This is a genomic window from Streptomyces sp. NPDC037401, assembly GCF_055602345.1.
In genome coordinates, this window is sequence record NZ_JBVJWO010000016.1 from 21,797 (window position 1) to 43,284 (window position 21,488).

A 21,488-nucleotide genomic window follows, 5' to 3' on the forward strand; every position below is an offset into this window, starting at 1 on the left:
GCCGCGGGCCGTGACCGGGTGGCGTGCTGGAGGAGGGCAGCAGCATGGCACGGCCGCCCGAACCCCCGCCTGGCAGGCGCCGGGCAGCTCCGCCGCTCGAAGTCCTGGCGAAACCCTCGGCAGCCGAGCTCGATCACCCCGAGATCACCGGCAGGGACACAGGTCAGCGCCCTTCGGGCGGGCAGATCCGGTCCGGCAGCCAGCCGGGGAAGCCTCGGCGTTCGTCCTGGGAGAGGTCACGGCCGAGGACGTCGCAGAGTTTCCTCTTCCAGAGCTCCGGGTCGAGGTGGAGGATGTTCACCACCTCCTTGTCGATACGTCGGAGCAGCGTCCTGCCGTCTTGGGACGCCGCCAGGAACTCCTGTTCCTCCGCGAACACATAGGAGTCGCCGCGGTCCTCGGGGTCCGCCAGGTTCTGGAACCGTACAGAGTTCCCGTTGGCCAGGAAGTACTCGGAGGTGTCCGCCCGGAAGCCGTGCTGGAACCCGCCGAACCGGTCCAGCGGTCCGACCGGGCCGAGCACCCTGCTCGGGGCCCGCCCCTCCCTGCCTGCCGACCACACCTCCACCATGGAGCCCTTGGTCTGCACGACGAAGAAATCTCCGCTCCGGTCGAGCACGGCGGTGCTGACATCGGGCCGCAGCGCGACCGCGAGCGCCTTGTTCTCTTTGCCCGTGCGCAGCGAAACGGCATGGACGACCGGGTCTCCGGCGACCAGGAGCTGTACGTGTCCGGGCTCGGGGTGGAAGGAGGCGGTGAACCGAGCCGGATCCTTGCCAGCGAACGCCGGACGGCGGACGTCGAACGGCTTCGAGAGACGACGGCCGTCCCGGGCGTTCCAGTGCTCGACGACGGGGCCGGAGACGGTCAGCAACTGGTCACCCGGGCCGAAGAAGACCCGCACCATCGTGTCCCGGGGTGGCGGCACGGTGACGATGTCGGTGGCCGTCCGCAGGGAGGGGAGTTCCCACACCCGGACCGTGTTCGCGCTGATGAGGTCGGCGGCCAGCGTCGCGGTCCGGTTGCTCGTGACCTGCGGCGGGTCCTGCGAGAACTCGGACCGCGCCTTCCGCGGCGGCCGTTTCACCTCCTTGACGAGGGTCGACCCTTGCGCGTCCATGCGTACGATGCCCAGACCGTCCCCGTCCTCTCCGAGCCGGACCACCGTCTCGCCTCCCTCGCCCCAGGCCGCACCGCTCAGCAGTACGGGAGGGCTGTCGGCTGTTATGGTGCTCCAGCCCAAGGGGCGACCGGTCACCGCGCTCTCGTCCCGGACGATCAGTACGGGCTCCTCCGGATCGCCCACGAGGGACAGGTCCACGTCCCGGAGTTTGAGGCTCGGGGGCCCCAGCGCGTCCCGTACCGTGCTTCCGGGCCGGGTCCCGACGACCTGCCAGGTGGCGCCCACAGTGGGGACGGCGAAATGGTCCCCCGTACCGTCGGCCGCGATGCCCTTGCACGAGCCGGAGAACTCTCCGGTCGCGTGACGGGTGAGCACCCGCCCGTCCGCCACACGGACGGCCTCGTACCTGGGGCCGGCCCCCAAGCGCCCTTCCCGGCAGACGGTCAGCACCGCGCCGTTGCCCGACAGGGCGAGAGCGGGGACCGACGACGCACGGACACCCGTCGCCAGCTTCCGCATGCTTCCCGTGCCGGTGTCGATCGCCACCAGAGAGCCGGTCCCGGACCTCTCCTGTTCGGCGTCGGGGCGCAGATGAGCCACGAGCGTGTCGCTGTCCGGCCCGAACCACACCCGATCGATCGCGGGCGGCCGCCCGGGCAGCTCCCGCATGCGCCTGCTCGCCAGTTCCCGGATCCGTACCGTTCCGTCGGTCGCGGTGACGACCTCGCTCGCGTCCGGGGAGAAGTCCGCGAGGCCGAGGCGTTGGTCGAATGACGTTCCCGGCTGTCCGAACTCCGCCCCGCGGATCTTGTTCTCCCGGCCCAGCACTGCCGTCCCGTCGGCCTTCGCGCGGTTCACGTCGTGCCAGACCAGAGTGCCGCCGTCTTTGGCCGACAGGTAGCCGATCCTGCGGCCGTCCCTGCTGACCATCGGGAAGAAGGCCTGTTCGGCGAGCGGGAGCCGGGCGCGTACGATCCGCTCGCCCGCGCCCCGGACGAAGAGCACGGCGCCGCCCTTCGAGCTCGTCGCCCCTCCGACCTTGGTCGTCACCAGGACCACCCGGCCGTCCGTGCTCGTCGCCATCTGGTCGATCAAGGCTTCGGTCCCCGACAGAGCCCACCTGTCCTGTACGAAGCGGTCGTAGCGCCGCAGCAGCGCGTTGCGGGCCTCCTGGGTGGGGGCGAGGTCGTGGGCCGCCATGGCGAGCAGGGCAGCCCCGCCCGGGTCCCGATGCGCCAGTTCGTCCGAGAGGACCGCCAGCGACCGGGACCGCCCCTCCGCCTCCCGAACGGCGCTGACGCGGGATTGCTGAACGAGAAAGGTGCCGAGCCCGACGACGAGCGCGAGGACGAGCGCGGCGGCGCCCCACGCGACCCGGACGCGGCCGCGCCGGAGCCGGTGACGCCGGTGTGCGAGGTGGAGGAACTCCCTTTCCTGATCTGCCAGTTCGTCCACTCCAACCGCAAGCCGGGCTTCCAGAGCACCCAGCTGAAGCGGTCCGGGCAGCAGGTCGGGGGAACGTCCGGCCGTCTCCCAGCGGTCGACGTCGTAACGCAGCTCCGCGCGGGCCGCCAGCAGCTCGCTGTCGGTCCTCACCTGCGCGGCCAGCGTCGGCCATGTGGTGATCAGGGTTTCGTGGGCGAGCTCGGCCGTCTGCGTTCCGTTCCGGTCGCCGTGCAGGACGAGCAGGCGGCGTCCGGCCAGCGCCTGGGCGATCCGCCACCGCGCCTCGCCCGCCTCCTCGCGGGTGATCATCCGGCGCAGCGGGGAGTCTCCCCCGGGCACCACCCGGACGAGCCCGGTCAGCAGCCGCAGCGCGTCGGCCTCGTCCGCCAGGTCCACGCACTCCCGCCAGGCCTGCTCGGCGTAGCGCGCCAGGGCGCCTGAGACCCCGCCGATCTCGTTGTACGTCTCCAGGCGCAGCCGCCCCCGGGCCCGCCGGTCCCACAGCTGGGACAGGACGAAGCCGAGCAGAGGCAGGATGCCGGGAGCGCCGCCGGCGTCGTCCAGTATGCGCTCCGCCAGCCCGGGGTCGTACGCCACGGCCGGCAGGTGCCTGACCGGCTCGCGGATGACCTCCTCCAACTGGTGCCGGGACATGGGGGTGAGAGGGATGGTGGCTCCGCTGTCCAGAGCCGGGCCCAGGACCGGGTGGCTGAGCGCCGCATCCACGAAGTCGGAGCGGAGGGTGAGCAGGACGCGGATGCCTTCCGGCTGCTGCTTCCGGAAGAGCAGGCCGGCGACCTCCGCCACCTCCGCATCGGAACGGTCCAGGAGGGCCTCGGCCTGGTCGACGACGACGAGGACCCGGGCGGCCCGGGGGCCGAGGGTGCGGTGGAGGGTGCCGGCCAGCCCCTGCTCGGTCAGCAAGGACGCCACGGACTCCGGGCTCCCGACCGGAGCGGGCGTGCCCCTGCCTACTGCCCGCTGTTCTACGTGCAGGTGGTACAGCTCGCCGGCGAGCGCGTGGCGCAGGGACGCGATGTGCCCGGCGTTGACGACCAGGACCGCGCACCCCTCCTCCCGCATCCTCGGCACCACTCCGGCGAGCACCAGCGAGGACTTCCCGCAGCCGGAGGGGCCGTACACGGTGACCGGGCTGTCGCGGCTCACGGCGGCGGCCACCCGGGTGATGTCGCCGCCCCGCCCGAAGAAGACCTCGGCGTCGGCTTCCCGGAAGGTACTGAGCCCGCGGAAAGGGGTGCGCGGGGCGGCCAGGGGAAGAAGCTCGGGAAGGGCTGCCAGGAGTGTGCCCGTCCGCAGGGCGAACGCCTGCTGGGCGCCGCGCCCGGGTTCGGCAGCCACCATCAGGCCGACGACCGCGCCGAGGTCGTCGTCCCAGACGGGACTGCCGCTGAAGCCCTGCTTGACGTACACGCCCTCGCCGTCGCCCCGTGACAGCTGAATCCATCCTTCGCGGGTCGGCCCCCGGAACGTACCGCTGTGCCAGATGCCGCCGGGGTGGTCGTCGGTGAAGCCGACGCTCCGGGCGGGGTGGTGCCAGACGCCCTGCGGGGGGTCGACCAGGGGAAGGGGCCGGGCGCCGGGTATCGGCTCCGGCAGTCGCAGGAGGGCCATGTCGCCGGTCCGGTCGGGCTGAACGGGAATCCAGCGCTGAACCTCGACGGTGTGGTCACCGCCGTCGTACGCGGCCAGCGGCAGATCGACGGCGACCTCGGCCCCGGGCTCCACGGCATCCTCCCGGGGCCGGCCCAGGGCGTCGGAGACCACATGGGCGCAGGTGAGGACGAGATCGTCGGCCACCAGGAAGCCGGCGCCTGCGACGACGCCGTCCCGGCCCTTGACGCGGACGACGGCGGCGACGAGGGCGGCTTCGGCGGAGGCTTCGGGGCCGGGTCGCGCAGACGCGGGTTCCGGAGCCGTCTCACGACTGTCCCGGCCGATCCCATTCCCGGCGTACGCGTGCCCGTCCCCGCTCCGTGCCCCGTCTGCCACTGGTCCCCCGCCCGTGTCAACTTCCCTGCGCCTGACCAGTATCAGCACGGGAGCCCGTCACGTCGCTCCTGTTCCAGGTCAGGCTCACCGAGAAATTGGCCGCCGACGCGGTGCTGGCAATGACGACGTCCGCCCCGGCCGACAGGGACACCCCGAACTGCAGGGTGATCTCGTCCGGCGGGTCGGCCATGCCGGAGAACCGCCCGACGAAGGTCTCCGCCACCGGACGTACGGTGTCCAGCATCTGACCGAGCGTCCGCTCGGCCCGCGCCACCGTACGGCCGCCCCGCCCGACCCGGACGAGGGCCTCGTCCACCTCACGGATCTGGACCCGAACGGTCTCATTGCTGCCGTCACCCAAGGGCACTTCCACCGTGTGGACAGGACGTTCAGTCATGGCGCCACTCCAATGCTCGGGGCTGAAGATCGTAGCGACATTCGCCGGGCGGGGTGGGGGCGTCCGGCGAAGGGGACTGCCGTGTGCCTGTGATGCCGGACACCCGATGCTTGCGCTGCGCCGGCGTGGCGCCGTCGCGGCTCGACGGGCGGCCCACCGCTGCAGCGGGCGCAGCGCGTCGGCGGACCAGCCCGCTGCACGCTTCTCCCCGCCGTCGGCGGGTACGGGCACGCGAAGTACGCCGCAAGGCGGTCTCGGCGGTGAGCACGCACCCGCTGCACGCGACGAGCGCTGCGATGAGACCGTCTCCCCCTGGCACTGTGGACGCTCGGACATCTTTCCAAGACCGAAGGATATTCAGCGGCTCGTTCGATCTTCCCAACGTGGAGGCAGACGAGGGGCGACCGCCCCGATCCCACCACCCCAACAGGGAGTTCACCATGCGTGCTGTCATCCAGACGTCCTTCGGCGGCCCCGAAGTCCTGGAGCTCGTCGAGACCGACAAGCCCGCCCCGCTGGGCGGCGAGGGCTCGTCCGCGTACACGCGAGCGGCGTCAACCCGGTCGACGTGGCGGTGCGCTCCGGTGCCTACCTGCTGCTCGGCGAGCCGCCGTTCGGCGTGGGCTGGGACATCTCCGGTGTCGTCGAGGAAGCCGGACCGGGTGCTCGCTTCAAGGTCGGCGACGAGGTCCTCGGCATGCCGTTCTTTCCGCGAGCAGCCACCGGCTACGCCGACTATGTGGCCGTGCCCTCGCGCCAGGTGGCCCGGAAGCCCGCGACGCTGGACCACGTACAGGCCGCCTCCGTACCGCTCGCCGCCCTCACCGCCTGGCAGGGCCTGGTCGACGCGGCCCGGCTCACCGCAGGGCAGCGGGTGTTCATCCACCGGGCGGCCGGTGGCGTCGGCCACTTCGCGGTGCAGATCGCCAAGGCGCGCGGCGCCACGTCACAGCCCTGGCGAGCGCCGCCCATCACGGTTTCGTACGCGAACTCGGGGCGGACGAGGTCATCGATCACCGCACCACCGACTACACCGCGGCGGTCAAGGACGTCGACGTCGTCTTCGACTCGAGCTCCGAGGGCGAGCGTGCGCTGAGCGTCCTGAAGCCCGGCGGCACCTTGGTCAGCATCATGCAGCGCTGGAACACCGAGCTCGCCGCCCGCGTCGAGGACGAGGGCCGCCGTTTCGCCAGGGTCTCGGTCGAACCGGACTACGCCTACCTGGAGGCGATCGCAGCCCTGATCGACGCCGGCCGCATCCGCCCGCACTTCTCCGCGTCGCTCCTGCTCGAACAAGCGGCGAAGGCCCACGAACTGGTCGGTTCGAGCCGCACCCGCGGCAAGGTCGTCCTGACGGTGGCCTGAGCAAGGCGGGTTAGAGTGCGAGAGAAGGACCGGAAACCTGCGGAGAGAGGCGGGAGTTGGACATCCTCACCGAGGTGCTGGCCTCGATGCGTACCGGCCGGCCGGTCTCCGTCCGGACCACCGGACGTGTGCCCTTCGGACTGAGGCTGCCCCCCGTGGCCGGGGCAGTGGCTTTGTACGTCAGTAGCGGCTCTGGTCCACCTTCTGTGGAAGCTCACGGATAGTGATGTCAGTGGTGTGTGGTGGGATGGCCGGACTCTGCCGTTGATCCGCTGGGAGGCCCTCGTGACGTCCTCGTACCCGTCCCTGAGTCGTGCCTTGGCCGAGGCTTTGGTCGATGTCCTGTGGTTCATCAACGGCAGCGAAGACGAGCAGATGGACCAGGACGATGCGGTCAAGGTGATGGAGGGCGTCGCCCACGTGATCAGCGCGCTGCCAAATGATCAGCAGCAGGAGCTGATCGCCCTGCTCGGGGAGATGGCAGCTGCCGAGACCAACCCCGTTCGCCGTGAGTTCCTGGAGGAGTTCCCGGAGGGCTTCGGGCTCATCGACGATCTGTCCTGAAAGATTTCAGCTTGGATAGGGGCATGGTGAGACGCAAGAAGGAGAAGAAGAAGCGGCCCGCCTGGGGCGTTCCGAAGGGGATCGTTCTGTTGGCGACGCCGGAGGGCTGGCGCACCAGCGTCGTCACCGAGAGAGGAAATCTCTGTGGGCGGCTGGACGTGCCGGTCAACACCGACCCTCAAGACGCGCGGGCGGCGGCGGCGGTGATGGTGACGGAACTCGCGCGCGACTTCCACGACACCGACGTAGAGGTGAGCTGGGATCCGCCCCAGGAGCCCTGGTCATGGACCGCCCAGATCACCCTCGCCGCCGAAAACGAAGCACTTTCGCCGGATGCTGAAGGCTGAACGGCAAGCTCAGGAGTAGAGCAGGACGCGCTTACGGAGGAGTTCGAAGCCGGCGCGGCCGAACATCTGGCGCTTGAGCATCTTGATCCGGTTGACATGGCCTTCGACGACTCCGGAGTTCCACGGCTGCGATAGTCCGGCAGTGACGGCGTCGAGGTCGCGTTCCAGGTGCCGAGCGAATCGCTGGAGGCTGGGCAGGTCGGCGTTTGTTGCCGCTTCGATCCTTGTCGGCAGTTGGTGGCCTTGCAGCTGGGTCAGCATGTGTGCGAAGGAGCGCACATGCTCGGAGAGTGCCTCCAGTTCCGGGCAGTTGGCCAGCACGGCACCCGCCCACGGCCACCACGTCCGCCGGGACCGAGAACACCGGACAGGCCCGTGCCGGGTCGCTTCCCCCGGCCGCAGCCTTCGGTGATGATGTCCGGGTGTCGAACCACTGACCCGAGCCGTGCCCGAAACGTCGCCCTGACGGGCAGGCCAGTAGCCGAAGCCTCCAGAGAGGTCTCAGCGGAGCGTGCGGCGGTGGCGGCCGGAGCGCCGCAGGTGCACAACCAGGTAGATGAGGGCGGCGGCGAAGACCGCGATACCGATGATGAGCAGGTAGAACAGTCCTTCGGCGGCGACGCCGATGATGCCCAGCACGATCGCCAGGATGACGAGGATCAGGAAGAGCGTCATGACGTAGAGCACCTTCTTGACGGGTGGGTCAGCGGCGGGCGAGCTGCCGCTCGCCGTTCGCGCCGGGCTGGTAGGGCAGGCCGTAGTGGGCGAAGACTGCGGCTTCGTCCTCAGCAGGCAGGACGTCGTCGGTGCCGATCGCCGGGGACTTCTTCACGAGCGACTTGTCGTAGTCGACCTTGACGTAGCCAGGCCCCACGACCGCGCCGGCCAACGGTACGAAGACCAGGTGGCGGCGGGTGGGCAGCCCGACCTGGACGGTGATCATGGCCGGCTCGTCGGTGCTGGTGTCCACATAGACGGCCTCCAGCGTGCCGATCTTGTGACCACCCTGGTCGACGACGTCGTGGGTGCGCCACTCCCGGATATCCGCGATCTGGATCATTCCCCGCTCCTTTCGCGTGGCGGGTGCCCGCAGCCGGTACACGTCTCAGCCTGCCCCCAGCAACCCGGCCGCACCAGCCCGCCCCCCTGGCGAAGCCACGAGGCCGGTCTGGCCGGGCTCGCGCGAGCCCAGCAGGTCACCGGCTCACGTGCAGGGAACGCTGATGTCGTCTGCGCCACCGGCGGAAGCGGGCTACGAGCGGCGCCGTCATCAGGCTGTGGGGTCGGGTCCCGGCTACGCTCGGATCATGGGCGGCAGTGCCGAACTATCCCCGAAGCTCCCCGAGGACGACGCGGTTCACGCGCAGCTCACCGCAGTCGTTAAGGACTGGGCGGCTGCGATCGTCTCCAATGACGCCGCGCGGATCGCTGGCTTCATGGCAGACGACTGGGCGATCGTCTCCGAGTCGGGCATCTCCACCAAGGAGCAGTTCCTTGCGTTCGTCGAGTCCGGCGAGTTGACCCACTCGGCGATGGATCTCATCAGCCCGCCCAGGATCCGGGTGCACGGTGATACCGCCGTGTTCACGGCGCGGGCGACGAACACGGCCCACTACGCAGGCCGGCGGTTCGACGCCGACGAGTGGACGACCGATGTCTTCGTGAGGCGGGATGGCCGCTGGCTGTGCGTGCTGAGCCACATCACGGCAGCGGCTCCGTCGCCTTCGCCGACGTGAGCTGACAGCATCCCCCGCGCCCCGCCGGAGCCGCGTGCAGCCTCAGCCTGGCCCGCGAACCGCTCGAGGTGATTCGAACTCGGTGATCTGCCCGGCCTCCGGTGTGGCCCGGGCAATGAGCAGGGCTACGTCGTCGTGGTCTCCCGGGTGGCGCAGCTTGTCCAGAAGCAGGTCGCAGGTGACATCCAGCGATCTGTGGGGGTCGTCGAGGACCTCAAGCAGAGCTTCTAGGCGTTCATCGATCGCCTGGTCGCGGGTCTCGACCAGGCCGTCGGTGTACAGGATGAACTGGTCGCCTGGCTCGATGTCGAGGCAGGTCGTACTGAAGGCGACGCCGCAGCCGCCCAGGGGCGCGCCGGAGGGCAGGTCGAGAAGCTCTCGCCTCCCGTCCGGGTGGAGGAGGACGGGCGGCAGGTGCCCGGCAAGGGAGAGGTGGCACTGCGCCATCTGGGGGTCGTAGACGGCATAGACACAGGTCGCGATGGTCTCGAGACCATCGGTGACGTGGTCGAGGTGGTGCAGGACCTGGCCGGGGTCGAGATCAAGGTCGGCCAGCGTACGGGTGGCGGTGCGCAGCTGGCCCATGGTGGCCGCGGCGGCGACCCCGCTGCCCATGACGTCACCGACGACCAGGGCGGTCTTGTCGCCGCTCAGGGGGATGACGTCGAACCAGTCGCCGCCGATCTCCATGGCGGCCTGCGCAGGACGGTAGCGGGTTGCGATCTCCAGGCCCGGCCGCCGCGGTGGCAGGTGCGGCAGCAGGCTGCGCTGGAGAGTCAGGGCGGTGTGGCGCTGTTCCTCGACGGCACGGTGGCGCTCGGTGACATCCACGCTGGAAGTGGCAACCCCCAGCACTCTCCCGTTGGGGGCCTCGAGCCGATAGAACGAGATCGACCAGGCGTGATCATGGTCCGGGTCCGCCGGCGTCCGGCCGACGGTGTACTGGTCCACGATGGGAATGCCGGTGGCCAGGACCTCCCGCATCGCCGCCTCGAAGGACTCGTCCAGGAACGGCAGCACCTCATGAACGTGCCGGCCAATGTGCTCGGCGGCCGGCACGCCGTTCATCCGCTCCTCCGCCGGGTTGACCGACACGTACCGAAGATCGGTGTCCAGCACACCCAGTCCAGTCGGCGACTGCGCCACCAACCGGGCGGACAGTGCCAGCTCGCGCTCAACCCGCCGTACGGTCGACTGGTCGGTGGCCAGGCCCAGGGCCCAGTAGTCCCGCGCGCCGTCCTGCAACCGCATGTTGCGGAACTCCACCATCCGTGTGCTGCCGTCTTTGTGCCGGACGGGGAAGACGCCCGCCCAGCTGCCGCCGCCCCCCATGACCTCGGCGAACATGTCCAGCACGAGGTCCCGGTAGTCCTCGTGGACCAGCAGATGGCCGGCGAACGCGCCGAGGGCCTCCTGGGCGCTGTAGCCGAACAGGTCCTCGGCCTGCGGGCTCCACAGATCGATCCTGCCCTCGGCATCGAGGAGAACAGCGGCCACGTTCAGCACATCGAGCAGGCCGCCCGGCTCGGACGGAACGGCCCGCGCCGCGCCGGGACCGCTCCGCAGAGGCTCGGTTGCGTTCATCGTCCGGGCTCTCCTTCCGGCCGGCTCAGGCTCCTGCCGCATTGCCGCGCCGAGGCCATGTACCGGCGCCGGTGGTCTCGCCCGACTCCATCGTCTCCCTCGGCTGGCCACTCGCGCACGCCATGCTGTCCCGTGGACGTGCGCGTGCAAGGACCTCGCCACACGGCCGTACCAGAACCCGCACGGCGGGAGCCAATGCCCGACGGTCCAGCTGAGGTCCGGCAGGACCGAATGACCGCCCCACAGGGGCTGGGGCACATGCGGGCAAGGACCTGGCACGGCTAGTACTCCAGCAGTGCCTTGCGGCTTGACCTGGGGAAAACGTCGAGCGGCGGGAATGTAGCTGGCAGGCTGCCGTCACGGACGGCTTCTGCCCGCCTTCCCCTCGAAGGAGTGCCCCCGACGGCAAGATCGTCATGGACCGGGGAAGCCTCGGCCATGACCACCGAGCAGACAGGCGAGACCCGGGACCTCGACCTGGACCGCCCCTTCACCACCTTCGGGCACCACATCGCCCGCGTCGAACCACGCCGCCGCATGCGGGACTACGTGCGCGCACTGCTCGGCCCGGTGTCCCGCAAGAACAGCTGGCAACTTGCCGAACACGCCGGCCACTCCACCCCCGACGCACTACAGAGGCGCTCGAGATCAGGCCGTTGCCCTCCACCGTCCGGGACCGGTACGCCCGGGACTGGGCCAGTGTGCAGGAACAGTTCGTCGACAGCCCCGACCAGGCCGTGGGTGAGGCGGACCGGCAAGAGCACGGTGATGCTAGGCAGGCAGGTGGTTGGCGGGTCAGCGGGCCGGGCGACGGCGCCGTAGTACCGACCTCACGGCGAGGTAGAGGACGTCGGCGATGAGGAGGAGTACGCCGGCGGAGACCAGGTACAGCATGCCTTCGACGGTCGCGCCGACGATGATCAGAGCGATCGTGGCGATCAGCAGGAGGTAGAAGAGGGCCATGGTGTGATGCCTCGGTTCGCGGGTGCGCGTGTCAAAGGCGCGGCAGACGGAGGTGTCCTCGGCGTCGGTGGTCGTGCGCGAACAGGGTGTTCCCGCACGGATCAGGGGCGGCTACCAGTAGTGCCGTCGTCCGCCGACCTTGTGTCCGACGGATCCCAGGATCCACAGGACGATTCCGAGGACGATCATGATGTCCGCCGATCTCACGGAGTGATGCAAAGCCCCTGCTCCCAGGGTAGATCTGCCCCCTGATGGTGGCTTCCCGGGCAGGACAGTCCTACCGTGGAAAGACACCTCTGGAGCGCGCCATGCTCGTCATCCTCGGACTCGTCCTCCTGGTCGCCGCTCTGGTCGTCGGTGTGGCCGGCGTCGTGACCAACGACGGCAGCGTCCACGAGCTGACCGGCGGATTCTCCGTATTCGACTACGAGGTCACCGGCTCCACCGGCACCCTCTTCCTCTACGGCATCATCGTGGGAGCCGTGGCCCTGCTCGGGCTGAGCCTTGTTGTGGCCGGTGCCCGCCGCCGTACCTCTCGCCGCGGCCATGACGCACGCCCCGGACGCACGACGGGAGGCGGCCGCCGCCGGCAACGACCGCGCCGACGTCGTAGACCAGCGCGGCATCGCCCGCCCGCAGGCGACGGGTGCGCGAGAGCCCAACCCGGGCGGCGGGCACCGCAGGGGGCTCAAACCGTTCAGGCACCGATCGGAACCCCGGTAGCCCGCCATGTACCGGCACACGACTTACGAAGGGTGGCGACCGATGAGCATCGGCAAGAAGATTGCGCACAAGGCCGAAGCGGTCAAGGGCGGCGCCAAAAAGACCGTCGGCCGTGTCACCGGCAGCTGGCACCTACGGGCCGAGGGCCGCAGTGACCAGATCAAGGGCAACACCAAGCAGGCCGCGGCGAAGATCAAGGACGCCTTCAAGCACTGACCACCGCGCCCGCCCTGCCGCTTCACGGCAGGGCCCCGGAGGTGCCACGTATGGCCATCAGGAAGGGCAATGTCTCCCATGCCAGGTCCCAGGGGCGGCGTATGTCCAACAGTCGCGCCATGGAGGTCCTGTCCAGGGTCGGACTCTGCGCCCGGGGAGTGATCTACGTGCTGGTCGGGCTGCTGGCCGTGCAGATGGGTTTCGGCGGTGACAGTGGCAAGGAGGCCGACCGGTCCGGTGCGGTGCGGACCATCGGGGAGCAGCCGTTCGGCCGGGTGCTGCTGTGGGCGCTGGTGGTGGGGCTGGCGGCGATGGCGCTGTGGCGGCTGTCCGAGGCCGCGTTCGGGCAGGCGGTGTCGGGCGGCGACAAGTGGACCCGGCGCGTGGGCTCTTTGGGGTTGGCGGTCTTCTATACCGTGATCTGTATCGGGGTGGTGCAGACCGCGCTGGTCGGCGGGTCCGCCGGGGGCCGGCCCGGCGACGAGACGTCGAAGGATTACACCGCGAGGGTGCTGGCCTGGCCCTTCGGGCGGGTGCTCGTCGGCGTGGTCGGGGCCGTCCTGGTCATCGTCGGCGTGGTGATCGTGGTCCGGAGCCTGATGCGGAAGTTCGAGGAGAATCTCCGGACGGGCGAGATGAGCCCGACGACGCGGCGCATCGTCGCGGGGCTGGGCATCGTCGGCGGCGTGGCGACCGGCGTGGTCGCTGCGGTGGCCGGGCTGTTCGTCCTCCTGGCCGCGGTGCAGTTCGATCCCAGCCGAGCCAAGGGCATGGACGAGACATTGCGTTCGTTCGCCACCACACCCGCCGGGCCCGTGCTGTTGATCGCCGCGGCGGTGGGCCTCCTGCTGTTCGGCCTCTATTCGTTCTGCGAAGCCCGCTGGCGCAAGGCTCCTGAGCACGGCGCCTCGGCAGAGCGGCCGACCGAAGCCCCGGGCCCGGAGACGCGCCCAAGTGCGCCCTAGCGGGGGCATCTGGTCCGATGCCGTGGGCCGCTTGGCTGCGTTCGGGCGCTTGCGCAGCGCGATCCGCCGCTCGCGGGCCGGACGCCGGTGGGGGCGGGGCAGCGACATCGACCTGTGGCAGCGGTCGCTGGGTTTCGCGGCGCTCGGGTTCCTGACGCTGGTGCCGCTGCTGATCGTCGTGTCCGCGGCCGATCCGGCGAGCGGGCGGGGGTTCGCGCAGTGGCTGGGACGGGCTCGGCGTCTCGCCGGCCGCCAGAGTGGAGATCGAGCGGTTGTTCGCCCTGCCGGGCCAGGCGTGGCGGACCACGACGGCGTTCGGCCTCGCCGTCCTCGGCGTATTCGGTCTGTCCTTCGGGGCGGCGGTCCAGAGCGGCTACGAGAGGATCTGGGATCTGCCCCCGGCCCGCTGGTGGGCCAGGTGGCGGCACGTGCTGTGGCTCGCCGCCCTCATCGGGATCCTCTTCCTGTCCGCGATCACACCCCTGCGGCGGGATTCCTCGGCCCCGCGGGGTGGTCACGGTGCTGAGCGGCACCCTGTTCTTCTGGTGGTCCCAGCGGCTCCTGCTCGGCGGCCGCGTCGCCTGGGCGACCCTGCTGCCCGGGGCGGTTGCCACCATGCTCGGGCTGCTCGGCCTCAGACTCTTCTCCCGGCTCGTGTTCTCACCGCTGATCGCATCCAGCGCCGTCACCTACGGCCCGTTCGGAACCGTCCTGGTCATCCAGTCCTGGCTGGTCGGCGTGGGCGTCGTCGTCTTCGGCGGGGTGCTGGCCGGCCGATTGCTCCACGACGAGCTCCCCCGCCTGGCAAGGGCGCTGAAACGCCGGGGGTGAGGCTCGGATCTACCGCGTTCTTCGTCCACCTCACCGGGCCGGGCAGCGGCGCGTGTCGCCACTCTCAATGCATCCGGCCGCCCGCGTTCACACCGGTTGGTCCGATTCTGTAAGCGGGCTTTTCGGGCAGATAGGTGGAAGGGCGTGGCGTCTGGGTGAACCCTGCTCGGGTTGTGCACGCAGGCCCATTCGTGCAACGTGACACTCGCCCGCAGGGCTCGTGGATCATTACGGCGAATGCGTTCGCCCGGGCCCGGCCGTGGCATTCCCGCGGCTGGTAGACAGGCCCGAGCCGGAGGTAGACCGCCCGTGGCGGCGAACGGAAACCCCACCGTCAGAAGGCGTCGGCTGGGCGCGGAACTGCGCCGGCTCCGCCTGGCCTGTGGCCTGACGATACGCAGGTGGCCGAGCATCTGTTGATCTCCCAGCCCAAGATCAGTCACTTGGAGAACGGCCGCCGCGCCATCAAGCCCCGTGATGTGAGGGACCTGTGCGGCCTCTACGGCGTCACAGACCCTCAGGTCATCGACGCGTTGATGCGGATGGCCACGGAATCTAACCGACAGGGCTGGTGGGTCGCCTGCGGCGAGGTCCCCTACGCCGTCTACATCGGCCTGGAGACGGCAGCGGCCTCCATCCGCTCCTACGAGCTCCTGCTGATCCCCGATCTGTTGCAAACCGCCGCCTACGCACGCGCCGTCATCGAGGAAACGATCCCTCAGGCCACCCCTGAACAGATCGCCACGCGCCTTGAGGTCCGGCTGCGCCGTCAGCACCGGGCCCGCCACCCGGCCCGGGCTTTCCGCTTATGGGTCGTGCTGGACGAATCGGTCTTGCGCCGCGTTGTCGGCGGCCCGGAGATCATGCGTGAACAGCTCGAGTACCTGAACCACCCCAGCGCGCAGCCGCACGTCACCGTGCAGGTCCTCCCGCACGACGCGGGAGCCCACCCAGGCATCTCGGGACAGTTCTCCATCCTCCAATTCCCGGACGCCCCCCTGGCAGGGACGGTGCATCTGGAGCGGTTCACCAGCGACCTCTATCTGGAAAAGCGATCCGACGTGCAGCCCTACAGCGCCATGCTCGACCGCCTTCAGGCGCAGGCCCTGAACCCAGAGCGAACCCGCCACTTCATCGCCCGCGCCGCCGAGGAGCTCCGGCAGTCGCATCGCCGCCCGGCCGGCCCTGAGTACCGGCGCTAGTCGCGGGTCACCGCGTCGCGTACAGCCGCTCACGCAAGTACAGCAGGGCGGCGATGTCCGCGACGGCGGCCAGATCGGTCGGCAGGGTGCGGATCGCCGCGTCGTTGCCGTCGCGGAGCGCGCCCACGATCTGCTCGACCGTCTCGCGTACGGACGGGTCGATACCTGCCGGACCGGCCGTGGCCCAACCCTGACCAGCCGGTCCGGCGGCCTCGCCCGGCCCGGCACCCGCCCGGGCGCCTGGCACTGCCGACATGTCATCCCCACGGATCGCACTGCTCACAGGTCACGGCCCCGGCGAGGGCCGGCCGCCTTTGTCCTGTTCACCTCACCCGTGGTGCGGCACCGACGGGGCCCATCCCGGCGCGTGGAGCCGACCACCGCCTCCCAACGAGTCAGCGTGGTGGCCGCCGTGGTGTAGCGAGAGCCGACCCCAAGGCCGGGGAGCTCGACTTCCGCCCCCAGGCCCCCCGGACTTGCCCAGTCGATCACACGCCATTCGTGATCCACACAGGCTCCCTGCCACTCCTGCCTCTACGGCATTGCAGATTTCCGCCTCTCGTCGGCGGAGGCGGCTGCTCATTGCTGGGCAGCCCTGAAGGCACTGGATGGTGGCGAGATACCTGTTGGGTCCGGGAGGCTCGGACGTCGGGTACCGTCGCCGATGCCCTCGATCTCGCGGCCGCCTGACCGGCGCCCCGCTGCCGCGACGCAGGGGGCTACATGCATCACACTCGCATATAAGGGTCGGTGCGCCCCGGCACTGGCCTGGATGTCGCAAAGCCATTCATGCCGTGACGGCGCTGGTGATCCTGGACGAACTGGCCGCGGCTCACCAGCGCGTCTCCCCGGCGAAATGACGAGCCGCCTTGCGGAGAACGTCGCGCTTCTTCCTCCAGCTCACGGATCCTCTTCCGGGCCGCGGCCAGCTCTGCCTGAACGGTGTCACCGCCATCCCGGGCAGCAGCCGGCGGTGAGGAGTGAACGCCTGGGCGGCCGTCGGCGGCCCGGATCCAGTTCCGGCAGCGTCTCGGTGTTCACCCCCAGATCGCAGGCGACCGACTTGACCGTCGCTCCCGGCCTCGACCGGTACAACGCGACCGCGTCCGCCTTGAACTCGGCGGGGTAGTGCTCCATCCCCCCAGGGACTCCGTTCTCCTGGCCCATCAAGATCCAAGTCTCTCCGGTGTCCAAAACCCGGGGTCAAGGCCCCACTATGGGACGATCAGCCAGGCCGCGCCTTGTCAACAGTGCCGCCACCCGTTTGACTTTGCTCAGGCACCAGCCTGTCGAGCGGACCCAGGGGGAGGCGACCAGCAGATGTGGATCGACACCACGGCCATGGCGCCTGGCGAGCGGGCGGAGGCGATTCGCGAGGTGATCTGGAGCAGCGTGGTGCGGGTGGAGATCACCCATCAACCCGACCCGCGGCTTATCCGCACTGCAGGGGTGATCAGCCGTGTCGGGCCGTTGACCGTCTGCTCGGTGCGCGCCAACGCCACCGTCGTTCGGCGTACTCCCGCACTTGCCCGGGACGACATGGAGCCGAGCGTGTTCGTCGGGCTGCAGGTCACCGGCAGCAGCGTGGTCGTGCAGGATGGCAGGGAAGCTGTGCTGCGACCCGGCGACCTGGCGCTTTACGAGACCACGCGCCCCTACACGCTCCTGAACAGGGACGGGATCCATCAGCACTACTTCCGCATCCCGCGCACCGAACTCGCTCTACCTGACCGGTTGTTGAATTTGGCCACCGCAGTGCCGTTCAGCCGCCGGGACCCGCTGGCCGACCTTACCGCCACTTACCTGCGGCGGATCGCGCGCCAGCAGGTCCGACCCGCGGCGTCTCCCGCGCACGACCTGCAGGCAGCGGGCAGGCCGGGCATCGAATTGCTGCGCGCTCTCATCACGGCCCGGCTCGGCGACCACCGCACGACTTGTCAGACTGCGGACGAGACCCTGTGCCTGCGAGTCATGGACTACGTCCGGGCTCACCTGGGTGATCACGACCTGACACCGGCGCGTGTCGCTGCCTACCACCACGTCTCACTCCGGCAGCTGTACAAGGTCCTGTCCCGAAACGGTGTGCACCTGGGCGAGTGGGTTCGGTCGCAGCGCCTCGAACGCTGCCGTGCGGAACTTGCGGCCCCCTGGGCACGGCATCGCTCGATCGCGGCGGTGGCGTACCGGTGGGGCTTCCCGAACGCCGCTTATTTCAGCCGCGCCTTCAAAGGCGCTTTCGGAATCACCCCCAGGGACTGGCGGGCGCTACACGCGGGCAGCGGTGGAAGCCCGCTCGCCCTCCACCCGTGACCCGGGGTGGCAGGGGGCCGCATAGATCTCCGGTTGCGGCCCGCTTCGATGGCAGGCTAGTGGACGGCCGGGATCACGTGGCCGTCCAGCGGACCCACCAGGTCGATTGCCAAGACCGAAGCGGAATCCGGCCCGCCAACGGGCACTATCGCGGAGCGGAGGATGGTCACAGGACGCGCTTGTTGACGACCACGTGCCGCGAGAAGGGAGCGGTGTCGTTCCCCCACGAGATGCTGGCGAAGACCTCTCCCCCGGGTGCGCCTTCGATCGACCGGGCGGCGTCGGAGGGCGAGGGGCCGCCGGTGCTGTGGTTCCAGCCCTGCCAGGTGTAGCCGCCGTCGGTGGAGCGGTTGAGCCACAGTTGGTGGTCGTTGGGGCTGATACAGCCGAGTACCACGTTCCGCTGCGCCCGCCAGGCCGGGTTGTTGCGGTCGGTGACCAGTTGCTCCGGGCCGCCACGGCCCAGGCTCACGGACTCGCACCGGGCGTTGCCGGGTACGGCGGCGTAGGTGGCATTGGTGAAATTTTCCAGACTCGTGTGGGAGATCCAGACGTTGCGGTCCCACCCGATGATGGCATCCATGAGTTCGACCTCGCGTGCGATCGACACGCCGTCGTTGGTGATCACGGGGGCATGGATGTAGCGGGAGGCGGTGAAGACCCGGGGATGTGTCTGCGGGCGCCAGTACGGGCCGGTGGTGATCCGGCCGTTGGACATCGTCATCTCCGCGACCCATACCCGGTCGCCGACGACGGTGGTCAGCCGGGCGCTGTTGCGGAATCCGGCGGCGGAGATGCCGTTGCTCGTGCCGACGTGGCCCAGCTGTGTCCAGGGCGACCAGATGTTTCCGGCGGCGCCTCCCAGGAGGCTGTAGTAGACCTCCCCGTTGTCGCCGGTGTGGAAGACGACCAGGTGGGGGCCGGCTTCGTCCTCGATCACCGTGACCTCGGGGCGGTGGTGGGTGCGGCCGTTGCCCGGCATGACGCGCCAGCTGCCGTTGGCGTAGCGCCACCAGATCTGGTTGTCCTTGCCGCGGACGAACTGGTAGTTGTCGCCGCGGAACCAGTCGGAGGCCATGGCTTCGGGAGAGCGGGCCGGGCCTCCCTCGTTGAGCCGCTGTCCTTTCGGTCGCCGTCGCGGGCGAGAGCCCTGCGGTGAGTAGCAGGGTGAGGGTGGTGAGCGCCATGATCGGCAGGCGCGCCGCCCGGCGCGCTCCCGGTCGCCTGGCTGCCGGCGGCTGACTGGGCAGGTCCATCGGTTCTCCTTGTCATGGTTGTTCGGCCACCGGTGCGCCTTGTGGAAGGTCCGGTGGGCGGGGGCCGGCACCGTGTGGGTCCGGCTTGGTCGGTTGTGGTCGGGGGTGTCTCAGGTGGTCGGGTCGACGAAGCGGCGGACGAAGGTGAGCGCGGTGTCGGCGACCTCGCGCCAGCCGCTGTCGATGGTCAGGGAGTGGCCTCGGCCGGGGATTTCGGTGATCTCGGTGACGGCGTGCTCGTTCTGCGCCTGCTTCTTGTAGGCGGCGTTCGCAATCGCCCAGGGCACGGTGTTGTCCTTCTGGCCCGAGATGATCAGCAGCGGTCCGCGGCTGGCCGCGTGGGTGTCGACCTTCGCCTCGGTCCGGGGGTTGAGGTTGGCGGCTGCGGCTTGGAAGAGCGGCTCGCCGGGGGCGGCCACCGCGAAGGTGCCGTACAGCCGCAGGGCCTCTTCTTCGCTGACGGCGTTGGCGAAGGCGTAGCGGAACTGGTCGAAGGTCAGCGGCACCGCGCGATGGTAGTTGGCCGGGTTTCCGAGCACGGCGCTCGCGGCGCGCAGGGAGGACAGCGGCAGAGGGAGCACGCCCCGGAAGGGCGCCGGGTCGATCGCCACCGATGCCTGGGACAGGCCGCGTCCGGCGGTGATCTGGGTGATCAGCCCGCCGAAGGAGTGGCCGATCACCACCGGCTTGCGCTTCAGACGGCCGATCAGGTCGCAGAAGTGGTCGGCGACCTGTCCGACGCTCTTGCCCGCGAAGACCTCGGGGTGCTCGTGCGCCTCCTCGACGGTGGCCGGGTCATCGGGCCAGCCCGGCAGGACCGGGGCGAAGCCGGCCTGCTCGAAGACGGTGGCCCACCGGTCCCAGCTGGTGGGCAGCAGCCACAGACCGTGGATGAAGACGACGGGGATGCGGCCGGTGGCGTTGGCGGCCTCGACCTGGGCGAGGTCACGCGCGTGAGGCGCGGTGGATTCGGGGGACGGCACGGGGAAGCTCCTCGGAACTGCGGGGGTCAGGGGCGGACGGTGCGGGCGGCGGCGCGGATCAGGGCGGTGACGGCGTCGGGCCTGCTGTGCATCGGCAGGTGGGAGGTGGGCACCTCGGTGGTCCAGGACCGGGCTCGGGCGGCCTGGAACCGCTGGAGGGCGGGGACGATGCCCCGGTCCTGGGTGGAGATCAGGTTCCACGACGGCAGGGCGCGCCATGCGGCGGCGCTGACCCGGTCGGTGAACGCGGAGGCGCTGAGCGGGCGCTGCCCGGCGGCGAGCACCCGGGTGGTGGAGCGCGCCACGTCCTGGGCGAAGACGTCGTGGTAGCGGTCGGGGCGGATGTAGAGGTCGGTGGCGGCGGTGCCGTCGGCCCCGGGGACGGGGACGGGGGTGAGCGCGGCGTCGAGCTGTGAGCCGGGGAACCGGACGGCGAGTTCGCCGAGGAGCTCTCCGGCGTCGGGGACGAACGCGGAGACGTAGACGAGGGCCTTGACGTTGGGCGTGTCGGCCGCGGCCTGGGTGATGACGGCGCCGCCGTAGGAGTGGCCGACCAGGACGACGGGGCCCGGAATCGCGGCGAGCCGGGCCGCCACGTGGGTGGCGTCGTGGGCGAGGCCGCGCAGCGGGTTGGCCGCGGCGGTCACCGTGTAGCCCTGGTGCTGGAGCCGTTCGGTGACGGGATTCCAGCTGGCGGCGTCGGCGAACGCGCCGTGGACGAGGACCACGGTCGCCTTTCCGGCCCCGTTGGCCTCGGTTCCGGCCCCGTCGGCAGCCGAAGCCGACGGGGCCCCGGTGGCCGAGGCGAGGGTGAGGGCGGCGGCGGCACCGACGGCGCCCTTGAGGGTGTGGCGTCGGCTCGGCGGACGGCCGGTCATCATCGGAATCCTTCCGGGTACGGGGCGGGCACCAACGCGTGGTGCGTGGGTGGGGTCACGGGGACCTCGGCGGAGTCTGGGGTGAGGGCGGGTGGTGGAGCAGGGCGCGCACGGCCAGGCCGCCGGCCACGCCGAGGGCCAGTGCGGCCGGGGCGGACCAGGCGGGCCAGTGGGGAAGGTTCAGGGCGTGGTCGGTGGAGAGGCGGCCGGGTCCGGTGAGGGCGAGCGTGGTGGCGGTGCCGATGAGGACGAGGGGGTACTCGTAGCCGTCGTGTTGCACCCACAGGCCGTTGGGCCATTTGACGGTGAGCGCGACGGTCATCACGCCGATGGCTCCGGCGGCGGCGAGCGGGGTGAGGGCTCCGGCGGCCAGCAGCAGGCCGGAGCCGATCTGGCTGGCTCCCGCAGTGAGGGCGGTGAGGGTCCCGCCGCGGAAGCCGTCGTGCCGGAACTCCTCGGTGCCGCCCGCCAGTCCGCTGCCGCCCAGCAGGAAGCTGACCTTCTGTACTCCGTGGGCGGCGATCAGGAGACCCACGAGGAGGCGCAGCAGGAGCAGTCCGGTGTCGGTGTCCATGGTCGGATGGCTCCG

At 70.3% G+C, this 21,488-nt stretch carries 20 protein-coding genes and 6 pseudogenes; 11 read left to right on the top strand and 15 right to left on the bottom strand.

Annotated elements, in window-relative coordinates; all coding sequences use genetic code 11:
• Window positions 1-163: 163 nt before the first annotated feature.
• Window positions 164-4,579: an nSTAND1 domain-containing NTPase gene (locus ACZ7H1_RS18820; RefSeq protein WP_470787980.1), complete on the bottom strand. Its 4,416-nt coding sequence runs from the start codon at window positions 4,577-4,579 to the stop codon at window positions 164-166.
• Between the two features lie 16 nt (window positions 4,580-4,595).
• Window positions 4,596-4,976, bottom strand: a complete 381-nt coding sequence (locus ACZ7H1_RS18825) for a CU044_2847 family protein (RefSeq protein ID WP_470787982.1) — start codon at window positions 4,974-4,976, stop codon at window positions 4,596-4,598.
• Between the two features lie 440 nt (window positions 4,977-5,416).
• On the opposite strand from ACZ7H1_RS18825, the pseudogene ACZ7H1_RS18830 reads away from it, so the two are divergent.
• From ACZ7H1_RS18830 to ACZ7H1_RS18845, 4 genes and pseudogenes are all read left to right on the top strand, one after another.
• Window positions 5,417-6,341 (top strand): annotated as a pseudogene (locus ACZ7H1_RS18830) (NADP-dependent oxidoreductase).
• 56 nt (window positions 6,342-6,397) lie between these two features.
• A pseudogene (locus tag ACZ7H1_RS18835) lies at window positions 6,398-6,508 on the top strand (AraC family transcriptional regulator); the annotation flags it as partial.
• A gap of 151 nt (window positions 6,509-6,659) precedes the next feature.
• Window positions 6,660-6,905: a hypothetical protein gene (locus tag ACZ7H1_RS18840; RefSeq protein WP_470787984.1), complete on the top strand. Its 246-nt coding sequence runs from the start codon at window positions 6,660-6,662 to the stop codon at window positions 6,903-6,905.
• A 23-nt stretch (window positions 6,906-6,928) separates the two neighbouring features.
• Entirely contained in the window at window positions 6,929-7,252 is a 324-nt protein-coding gene (locus ACZ7H1_RS18845) for a hypothetical protein (protein ID WP_470787985.1), read from the top strand.
• Between the two features lie 9 nt (window positions 7,253-7,261).
• Here ACZ7H1_RS18845 and ACZ7H1_RS18850 read toward each other — a convergent pair.
• The 3 genes and pseudogenes from ACZ7H1_RS18850 to ACZ7H1_RS18860 all read right to left on the bottom strand — a co-directional run.
• Window positions 7,262-7,573, bottom strand: a pseudogene (locus tag ACZ7H1_RS18850) (transposase); the annotation flags it as partial.
• 180 nt (window positions 7,574-7,753) lie between these two features.
• A complete protein-coding gene (locus ACZ7H1_RS18855) occupies window positions 7,754-7,927 on the bottom strand; it encodes a hypothetical protein (protein ID WP_470787987.1) in 174 nt (57 codons plus the stop codon).
• A 28-nt stretch (window positions 7,928-7,955) separates the two neighbouring features.
• On the bottom strand, window positions 7,956-8,312 hold the full coding sequence (locus ACZ7H1_RS18860) for a PRC-barrel domain-containing protein (RefSeq protein WP_470787988.1): 357 nt from the start codon (window positions 8,310-8,312) through the stop codon (window positions 7,956-7,958).
• 247 nt (window positions 8,313-8,559) lie between these two features.
• On the opposite strand from ACZ7H1_RS18860, the gene ACZ7H1_RS18865 reads away from it, so the two are divergent.
• Window positions 8,560-8,988 carry a nuclear transport factor 2 family protein gene (locus ACZ7H1_RS18865; protein ID WP_470787990.1) on the top strand — a complete coding sequence of 143 codons (429 nt, stop codon included), beginning with the start codon at window positions 8,560-8,562 and terminating at the stop codon, window positions 8,986-8,988.
• A 42-nt stretch (window positions 8,989-9,030) separates the two neighbouring features.
• Here the strand turns inward: ACZ7H1_RS18865 and ACZ7H1_RS18870 are convergent, their stop codons facing one another.
• The gene (locus ACZ7H1_RS18870; RefSeq protein ID WP_470787992.1) at window positions 9,031-10,572 is read right to left on the bottom strand and encodes a SpoIIE family protein phosphatase; all 1,542 of its coding nucleotides are present in this window, start codon (window positions 10,570-10,572) and stop codon (window positions 9,031-9,033) included.
• A gap of 438 nt (window positions 10,573-11,010) precedes the next feature.
• Between ACZ7H1_RS18870 and ACZ7H1_RS18875 the strand changes: the two are divergent.
• Window positions 11,011-11,208 (top strand): annotated as a pseudogene (locus ACZ7H1_RS18875) (IS701 family transposase); the annotation flags it as partial.
• 159 nt (window positions 11,209-11,367) lie between these two features.
• On the opposite strand, the gene ACZ7H1_RS18880 reads toward ACZ7H1_RS18875, so the two are convergent.
• The 3 genes from ACZ7H1_RS18880 to ACZ7H1_RS18890 all read right to left on the bottom strand — a co-directional run bounded on the left by ACZ7H1_RS18880 (window position 11,368) and on the right by ACZ7H1_RS18890 (window position 12,083).
• Complete coding sequence (locus ACZ7H1_RS18880) at window positions 11,368-11,535, bottom strand: hypothetical protein (RefSeq protein ID WP_470787994.1); 168 nt, start codon at window positions 11,533-11,535, stop codon at window positions 11,368-11,370.
• 111 nt (window positions 11,536-11,646) lie between these two features.
• Window positions 11,647-11,742: a DUF6131 family protein gene (locus ACZ7H1_RS18885; RefSeq protein ID WP_470787995.1), complete on the bottom strand. Its 96-nt coding sequence runs from the start codon at window positions 11,740-11,742 to the stop codon at window positions 11,647-11,649.
• Window positions 11,739-12,083: a hypothetical protein gene (locus ACZ7H1_RS18890; RefSeq protein WP_470787997.1), complete on the bottom strand. Its 345-nt coding sequence runs from the start codon at window positions 12,081-12,083 to the stop codon at window positions 11,739-11,741. The genes ACZ7H1_RS18885 and ACZ7H1_RS18890 overlap by 4 nt, the downstream gene beginning before the upstream one ends.
• Before the next feature lie 217 nt (window positions 12,084-12,300).
• Between ACZ7H1_RS18890 and ACZ7H1_RS18895 the strand changes: the two genes are divergently transcribed.
• The 4 genes and pseudogenes from ACZ7H1_RS18895 to ACZ7H1_RS18910 all read left to right on the top strand — a co-directional run bounded on the left by ACZ7H1_RS18895 (window position 12,301) and on the right by ACZ7H1_RS18910 (window position 15,472).
• A complete protein-coding gene (locus ACZ7H1_RS18895; protein WP_470787998.1) occupies window positions 12,301-12,474 on the top strand; it encodes a CsbD family protein in 174 nt (57 codons plus the stop codon).
• Between the two features lie 50 nt (window positions 12,475-12,524).
• Complete coding sequence (locus ACZ7H1_RS18900) at window positions 12,525-13,439, top strand: DUF1206 domain-containing protein (protein ID WP_470787999.1); 915 nt, start codon at window positions 12,525-12,527, stop codon at window positions 13,437-13,439.
• Window positions 13,440-13,488: 49 nt separating this feature from the next.
• A pseudogene (locus ACZ7H1_RS18905) lies at window positions 13,489-14,270 on the top strand (ribonuclease BN).
• Window positions 14,271-14,579: 309 nt separating this feature from the next.
• Window positions 14,580-15,472: pseudogene (locus ACZ7H1_RS18910) on the top strand (helix-turn-helix domain-containing protein).
• Window positions 15,473-15,479: 7 nt separating this feature from the next.
• Here the strand turns inward: ACZ7H1_RS18910 and ACZ7H1_RS18915 are convergent.
• On the bottom strand, window positions 15,480-15,728 hold the full coding sequence (locus tag ACZ7H1_RS18915; protein WP_470788001.1) for a hypothetical protein: 249 nt from the start codon (window positions 15,726-15,728) through the stop codon (window positions 15,480-15,482).
• Window positions 15,729-16,417: 689 nt separating this feature from the next.
• Complete coding sequence (locus tag ACZ7H1_RS18920; protein ID WP_470788003.1) at window positions 16,418-16,609, bottom strand: transposase; 192 nt, start codon at window positions 16,607-16,609, stop codon at window positions 16,418-16,420.
• A gap of 183 nt (window positions 16,610-16,792) precedes the next feature.
• On the opposite strand from ACZ7H1_RS18920, the gene ACZ7H1_RS18925 reads away from it, so the two are divergent.
• Window positions 16,793-17,782, top strand: coding sequence for an AraC-like ligand-binding domain-containing protein (locus ACZ7H1_RS18925; protein ID WP_470788005.1), 990 nt, complete (start codon window positions 16,793-16,795; stop codon window positions 17,780-17,782).
• Window positions 17,783-17,948: 166 nt separating this feature from the next.
• Here the strand turns inward: ACZ7H1_RS18925 and ACZ7H1_RS18930 are convergent, their stop codons facing one another.
• From ACZ7H1_RS18930 to ACZ7H1_RS18945, 4 genes are all read right to left on the bottom strand, one after another.
• Complete coding sequence (locus ACZ7H1_RS18930) at window positions 17,949-18,860, bottom strand: hypothetical protein (RefSeq protein WP_470788006.1); 912 nt, start codon at window positions 18,858-18,860, stop codon at window positions 17,949-17,951.
• Between the two features lie 288 nt (window positions 18,861-19,148).
• On the bottom strand, window positions 19,149-20,021 hold the full coding sequence (locus ACZ7H1_RS18935; protein WP_470788007.1) for an alpha/beta hydrolase: 873 nt from the start codon (window positions 20,019-20,021) through the stop codon (window positions 19,149-19,151).
• Window positions 20,022-20,047: 26 nt separating this feature from the next.
• On the bottom strand, window positions 20,048-20,902 hold the full coding sequence (locus ACZ7H1_RS18940) for an alpha/beta fold hydrolase (protein WP_470788009.1): 855 nt from the start codon (window positions 20,900-20,902) through the stop codon (window positions 20,048-20,050).
• A gap of 52 nt (window positions 20,903-20,954) precedes the next feature.
• The gene (locus tag ACZ7H1_RS18945; protein ID WP_399523199.1) at window positions 20,955-21,473 is read right to left on the bottom strand and encodes a DoxX family protein; all 519 of its coding nucleotides are present in this window, start codon (window positions 21,471-21,473) and stop codon (window positions 20,955-20,957) included.
• Window positions 21,474-21,488 lie beyond the last annotated feature (15 nt).

Bases quoted from the DNA above. Each gene is read 5' to 3' on its own strand.
- ACZ7H1_RS18825 (WP_470787982.1), bottom strand. From the start codon at position 4,976: ATGACTGAACGTCCTGTCCACACGGTGGAAGTGCCCTTGGGTGACGGC.
- ACZ7H1_RS18845 (WP_470787985.1), top strand. From the start codon at position 6,929: ATGGTGAGACGCAAGAAGGAGAAGAAGAAGCGGCCCGCCTGGGGCGTT.
- ACZ7H1_RS18855 (WP_470787987.1), bottom strand. From the start codon at position 7,927: ATGACGCTCTTCCTGATCCTCGTCATCCTGGCGATCGTGCTGGGCATC.
- ACZ7H1_RS18860 (WP_470787988.1), bottom strand. From the start codon at position 8,312: ATGATCCAGATCGCGGATATCCGGGAGTGGCGCACCCACGACGTCGTC.
- ACZ7H1_RS18865 (WP_470787990.1), top strand. From the start codon at position 8,560: ATGGGCGGCAGTGCCGAACTATCCCCGAAGCTCCCCGAGGACGACGCG.
- ACZ7H1_RS18870 (WP_470787992.1), bottom strand. From the start codon at position 10,572: ATGAACGCAACCGAGCCTCTGCGGAGCGGTCCCGGCGCGGCGCGGGCC.
- ACZ7H1_RS18880 (WP_470787994.1), bottom strand. From the start codon at position 11,535: ATGGCCCTCTTCTACCTCCTGCTGATCGCCACGATCGCTCTGATCATC.
- ACZ7H1_RS18890 (WP_470787997.1), bottom strand. From the start codon at position 12,083: ATGGCCGCGGCGAGAGGTACGGCGGCGGGCACCGGCCACAACAAGGCT.
- ACZ7H1_RS18895 (WP_470787998.1), top strand. From the start codon at position 12,301: ATGAGCATCGGCAAGAAGATTGCGCACAAGGCCGAAGCGGTCAAGGGC.
- ACZ7H1_RS18900 (WP_470787999.1), top strand. From the start codon at position 12,525: ATGGCCATCAGGAAGGGCAATGTCTCCCATGCCAGGTCCCAGGGGCGG.
- ACZ7H1_RS18915 (WP_470788001.1), bottom strand. From the start codon at position 15,728: ATGTCGGCAGTGCCAGGCGCCCGGGCGGGTGCCGGGCCGGGCGAGGCC.
- ACZ7H1_RS18920 (WP_470788003.1), bottom strand. From the start codon at position 16,609: ATGGAGCACTACCCCGCCGAGTTCAAGGCGGACGCGGTCGCGTTGTAC.
- ACZ7H1_RS18925 (WP_470788005.1), top strand. From the start codon at position 16,793: ATGTGGATCGACACCACGGCCATGGCGCCTGGCGAGCGGGCGGAGGCG.
- ACZ7H1_RS18930 (WP_470788006.1), bottom strand. From the start codon at position 18,860: ATGGCCTCCGACTGGTTCCGCGGCGACAACTACCAGTTCGTCCGCGGC.
- ACZ7H1_RS18940 (WP_470788009.1), bottom strand. From the start codon at position 20,902: ATGATGACCGGCCGTCCGCCGAGCCGACGCCACACCCTCAAGGGCGCC.
- ACZ7H1_RS18945 (WP_399523199.1), bottom strand. From the start codon at position 21,473: ATGGACACCGACACCGGACTGCTCCTGCTGCGCCTCCTCGTGGGTCTC.